The 4,467-nt window shown below is 69.0% G+C and carries 3 protein-coding genes and 1 pseudogene; 2 read left to right on the top strand and 2 right to left on the bottom strand.

The features are described from left to right. Positions 1 to 216 (bottom strand): annotated as a pseudogene (locus JNK30_RS00455) (imidazolonepropionase); the annotation flags it as partial. Between the two features lie 103 nt (positions 217 to 319). Between JNK30_RS00455 and JNK30_RS00460 the strand changes: the two are divergent. Next, the gene (locus JNK30_RS00460) at positions 320 to 1,678 is read left to right on the top strand and encodes a formimidoylglutamate deiminase (protein ID WP_293479148.1); all 1,359 of its coding nucleotides are present in this window, start codon (positions 320 to 322) and stop codon (positions 1,676 to 1,678) included. Further along, positions 1,675 to 2,418, top strand: a complete 744-nt coding sequence (gene hutC, locus JNK30_RS00465) for a histidine utilization repressor (protein ID WP_293479149.1) — start codon at positions 1,675 to 1,677, stop codon at positions 2,416 to 2,418. The genes JNK30_RS00460 and hutC overlap by 4 nt, the downstream gene beginning before the upstream one ends. A gap of 622 nt (positions 2,419 to 3,040) precedes the next feature. Here the strand turns inward: hutC and JNK30_RS00470 are convergent. Further along, on the bottom strand, positions 3,041 to 4,467 hold a 1,427-nt coding region (locus JNK30_RS00470), incomplete at its 5' end, for a site-specific integrase (RefSeq protein ID WP_293479150.1).

The following is a 4,467-nucleotide window of genomic DNA, read 5'->3' on the forward strand; positions in this document are numbered from 1 at the left end:
GTGCGTATGCGGATCGATCAGGCCGGGCGTGATCCAGCGCCCCTCGCAGTCGATGGTCTCCGCGGCCTCGAAGTTCGGGGCGTCGGCCGCCGAGCCCGCGAACCGGATACGCCCATCGCCGCACGCCAGGACGCCGTCTGAAACCTCACCCAGCCCCGATCGTGAGGGGTCGAGCAAGGCCAGTCGCGCATGGCGCCAGACCCGTTCGCAACGCAAGGCATCCTCCAGCCGCTCCCGAGGAAAAATCTAGCGGCGCTGAAAAGTTTTGTATAGACATAAGAGGGCCGCTCTCGGTGTTTTTCGGTCGTCGGCGGGGGTCATGAACGAAACCTTCCTCTGGTGCGCGCAGGCTCTCCTTCCGGCAGGATGGGGCGCCGATGTCCGCCTCACCCTGGCCGACGGACGGATCGCGGCGGTCGCGCAGGGCGTCCCGGCCCAGGCCGGCGATCACCGGGCCGGCGTGGCGTTGCCGGGCCTGCCGAACCTGCACAGCCATGCGTTCCAGCGGGCCATGGCCGGCCTGACCGAGGTGCGCGGTCCAGCGGATGACAGCTTCTGGACCTGGCGTGAGCTCATGTACCGGTTCGTTGACCGGCTGGACCCGGAAGCCGTCGAGGCGGTGGCGGCCCTGGCCTTCGCCGAAATGCTCGAATCCGGCTTCACCCGCGTCGGAGAGTTCCACTACCTGCACCACAGCCCCGACGGCGCGCCCTATGCCGATCCCGGCGAGATGGCTTGCAGGATCGCCGCGGCCGCGGCCGAGACCGGCATCGGCCTCACCCTTCTGCCCGTCTTCTATGCCCATGGCGGCCTGGGTGGCCTGCCGCCGCAGGCCGGCCAGCGACGCTTCGTCACCGACCTGGATGCCTACCTTCGGCTGCTTGAGGCCAGCCGCGCCGCAGTGTCGGGCCTCCCTGACGCGGTGCTGGGCGCCGCGCCGCACAGCCTGCGGGCGGTGACGGAATCGGAGCTTGCGGCGGTGGCGGGGTTCACCTCGGGCCCGATCCACATTCACATCGCCGAGCAGATGCGCGAGGTCGACGACTGCGTGGCCTGGTCGGGCGCGCGCCCAGTGGCGTGGCTGCTGGACCGCCTGCCTGTCGATGCGCGCTGGTGCCTGGTGCATGCCACCCACATGACGACCGAGGAGTGCCGGCGGCTTGCGCTCAGCGGCGCCGTCGCGGGCCTCTGCCCGATCACCGAGGCCAACCTGGGCGACGGCCTGTTCCCGGCGGCGGCGTACCTGGAAGCCGGCGGTGTGTTCGGTGTCGGATCGGATTCCAACGTGCGTATCGACGCGGCCGAGGAGCTGCGCCTGCTGGAGTATGGCCAGCGCCTGCACCGGCGCGCGCGCAACGTGCTGGCCCCTGCGCCTGGGGTCTCGACGGGTGGGGCGCTCTATCGCGGCGCCCTTGGCGGCGGCGGCCAGGCGCTCGGGACGCGTGCGTCGCTGGCCGTAGGCGCTTCGGCCGATATCCTGGTGCTCGAAGCCGACCATCAGGCGCGGCCGGGCGAGGCCGGCGATGCCCTGCTCGACAGTTTCGTGTTCGTGGAAGGCGCAAAGGCCCTGAAGGAGGTCTGGCGCGCCGGCGTGCGTGTGGTCGAAAATGGCCGGCATCGGCATCGTGACCGAATCGTCGCCCGCTATCGCGCCGCCCTGGATCGCCTGACCGCATGACCGACCTCAAGGACGCGACCCTGCACAAACGGATCCGCTCGGACATCTCCGAGCGCATCCTGTCGGGCGCCTGGCCGCCCGGCCACCGGATCCCTTACGAGCACGAACTGATGGCCGAGTACGGCTGCTCGCGCATGACGGTGAACAAGGCGCTGGCTCCGCTGGCGGAGTCCGGGCTGATCATCCGGCGACGCAAAGCGGGCTCGTTTGTTTCGCGCCCTCGCATCCACTCCGTGGTGCTCGACATTCCCGACATCCCCGCCGAGGTGACCGCCCGCGGCGAGCCGTATGGCTACGAACTGCAGTCGCGGAAGGTCCGCCTCGCAGGACGCCGCGAGATCGAGGAACTCGGGCTTGATCTGCCGGTAGAGGTGCTCGCGCTGCGTTGCCTGCACCGCGCGAGCGGTCGGCCGTTCGCCTTGGAGGAAAGGCTCATCAACCTGGCGGCGGTGCCTGAGGCGGCGGACGTCGACTTTATGCGGGTCGCCCCTGGCAGCTGGTTGCTCAGCCATGTGCCGTGGACCGAAGCGGAACACCGCATCAGCGCCGCGAATGTCCCCAGGGCGACCTCCATCCTCCTCGGAATCGAGGCCCAGGCCGCCTGTCTGGTGCTGGAACGCCAGACCTGGCGGGGGGATGATCGGATTACGCACGTGCGTCTGACGTTTCCGGGGGAGGCGTACGACCTGGTGGCGCGCTTCGCCCCTCAGCCGGCAGCGAACCCGGCGGCGCGCCGATAGCGACGCTCGCGTGCCTTTGCGCCTCGGCGTAGGTCACTTCACCGCGCGGATGGCTTGGCTGCCGGGCCGTTGGCCGGCCCTATTCTGTCATGTGGGCGGGTGCGCGATGGCATAGGCCGCGATGGCTGGGACATTGCGCCGGTGTTGCCGCAAGGCAGCGCTTGGTTTAGTCCGACCGGCCTCCCTTTGCTGTAACGGCGATATAAGAACAGCGGTAGAGGTTTAGGGGGCAATCCGCGCTGCGAGACGGGGGTCTGGCAGCGTTCACCACACCACGGACTGTGGAGCCGAGCCTGTGCGCTCAACCCCGGGGGAAGCGGGATCGATGGATGCAAATCTGGCATACCTGCTCGAGCTTCGAGTCCGCACTCGCGGCAGTCCCCGAGCTCGCGCCATCGTGGATCGCTGCCTGGCCTTGATCGCTCTGGCCGAGACCGCCGACGAAGCAGGCCGAGCCGAATTGTACCGTGAGGTCGCGGACCTCGCCGACCACCTCGCCTTGCGCTTCGGTGCGCCCTCTAACGCTAGCGTGCAGTAGGGTTCGCCGCTTCGACCATGGGTCTGCGGCGGGTTGCGGAGACGCGACCACGCGTAGCGCTCGTCGCGAGCACCCGGTGGCGGCTCAGGCTTCGACGAGATCGGTCCAGAGCCGCTCCGTCCCGGCGGCGGCGTAACCCGCTTCAGGGTCATCGACCAGGTCGGTCCACAGGCGTTCCGGCGCTGCCGGTCGGGCCGCACGCGGGTCCGGCGGACGTCCGATCTGGAGCACCGCCTCCAGATGTCGCGACCAGCGGTCCAGGGCATCCCGCTTCTCGGCGGCATAGGCATAGAGATTGTAGTGGCGGGCGGTGATCGCGGCGCCTCCGCCGCCGTCCTTATGCGCCAGCACCTTGGAGACGATGTAGGGCGGCACGCCCAGGGCCGCGATCCCCGTCGCGCCGGTCCGCCGCAGATCGTGAAGCCGCACGTCGTCGAGATCGAGCGCCGCGGTGAGGTCCGCCATGGCGTGGCTGAGCGCGGCGGCTTCGATGGCGGCGTCGTTCGTGTGGGGCGAGGGGAAGACGAACCCGCTTGCGCCCTTGCGCCGCGCGTCCTGCAGCTGCAGCGCCTCCCTGATCAGGACCACCGCCGGGTCCGATAGCGGCACGAGGTGCTCAGAGCGGCCCTTCGTGCGTTCGGCAGGGATCAGCCACGTCTTCCGCTCAAGGTCGAGCTCGTCCCTGTGCATCCCGGCGATCTCACCACGACGCTGCAGGGTGAACAGGGCCAACGCGATGGCGATGCGAACGGACCGGCTGACCAGCACCTTGTCACCGGCCTTCTTGTCGCGGATGACGAGCGCATCGCTATTCTGAAGTGCGGCCCAGAAGGCCTTCATCTCGTCGTTGGTCAGTGTTCGGGTCCTCGCCGAAACCTCGGACACCCGCGCCACATGCGTGACGGGATTCAGGACGAGCCGCTCCTCGCCGATCGCGAAGTTGAACATCTGCGAGAGGAGGGCGCGCGCCCGGTTGGCTTGCCCACCGGACGCCTCGAAGATCTCGCGCAGGAGCAAGCGAACTCGGCTGCGCGTGACCTGCTCTACCAGGTCGGATCCCAATCGGGGCTCCAGGTGCTTGGCCCAGAGCCACCGTTCAGCAGCAAGGGTGCTGGGCGCCTTCTTCCGGCCCCGGCCGCTTCGGTGCGTCCCGGACTCGCAGGCGGCGAAGTAGACCTGGGCGAGGTCCTTCATCGACTTGATCGGTTGGGAGCGGGCCGTCTCTCGAACACGACGCCGTTCGACGGCGGGATTTCGGCCGGCGTCGATCTGGGCCCGGAGTTTCCGGGCGGCGACCCTGGCCCCGTGCAAGGTGAGGGCGCAGATCCCTTCGTCGTCGGGCTCCGTGTCGGTCGTGGGATCGAAGAGGCCGATGTGGATACGGCTCTGGGCGCCCGTGATGCGATCTCGATACCGATAGGTCCACGACTTGCGCCCGCTGGGCGACACCCGCAGGGCAAGGCCGCGGACATCGAAGTCGCGATACTCCGTCTGGACGGACACCGTTCCCT

Source organism: Phenylobacterium sp. (assembly GCF_016793225.1).
In the GTDB taxonomy this organism is placed as follows: domain Bacteria; phylum Pseudomonadota; class Alphaproteobacteria; order Caulobacterales; family Caulobacteraceae; genus Phenylobacterium.

Bases quoted from the DNA above. Each gene is read 5' to 3' on its own strand.
- JNK30_RS00460 (WP_293479148.1), top strand. From the start codon at position 320: ATGAACGAAACCTTCCTCTGGTGCGCGCAGGCTCTCCTTCCGGCAGGA.
- hutC (WP_293479149.1), top strand. From the start codon at position 1,675: ATGACCGACCTCAAGGACGCGACCCTGCACAAACGGATCCGCTCGGAC.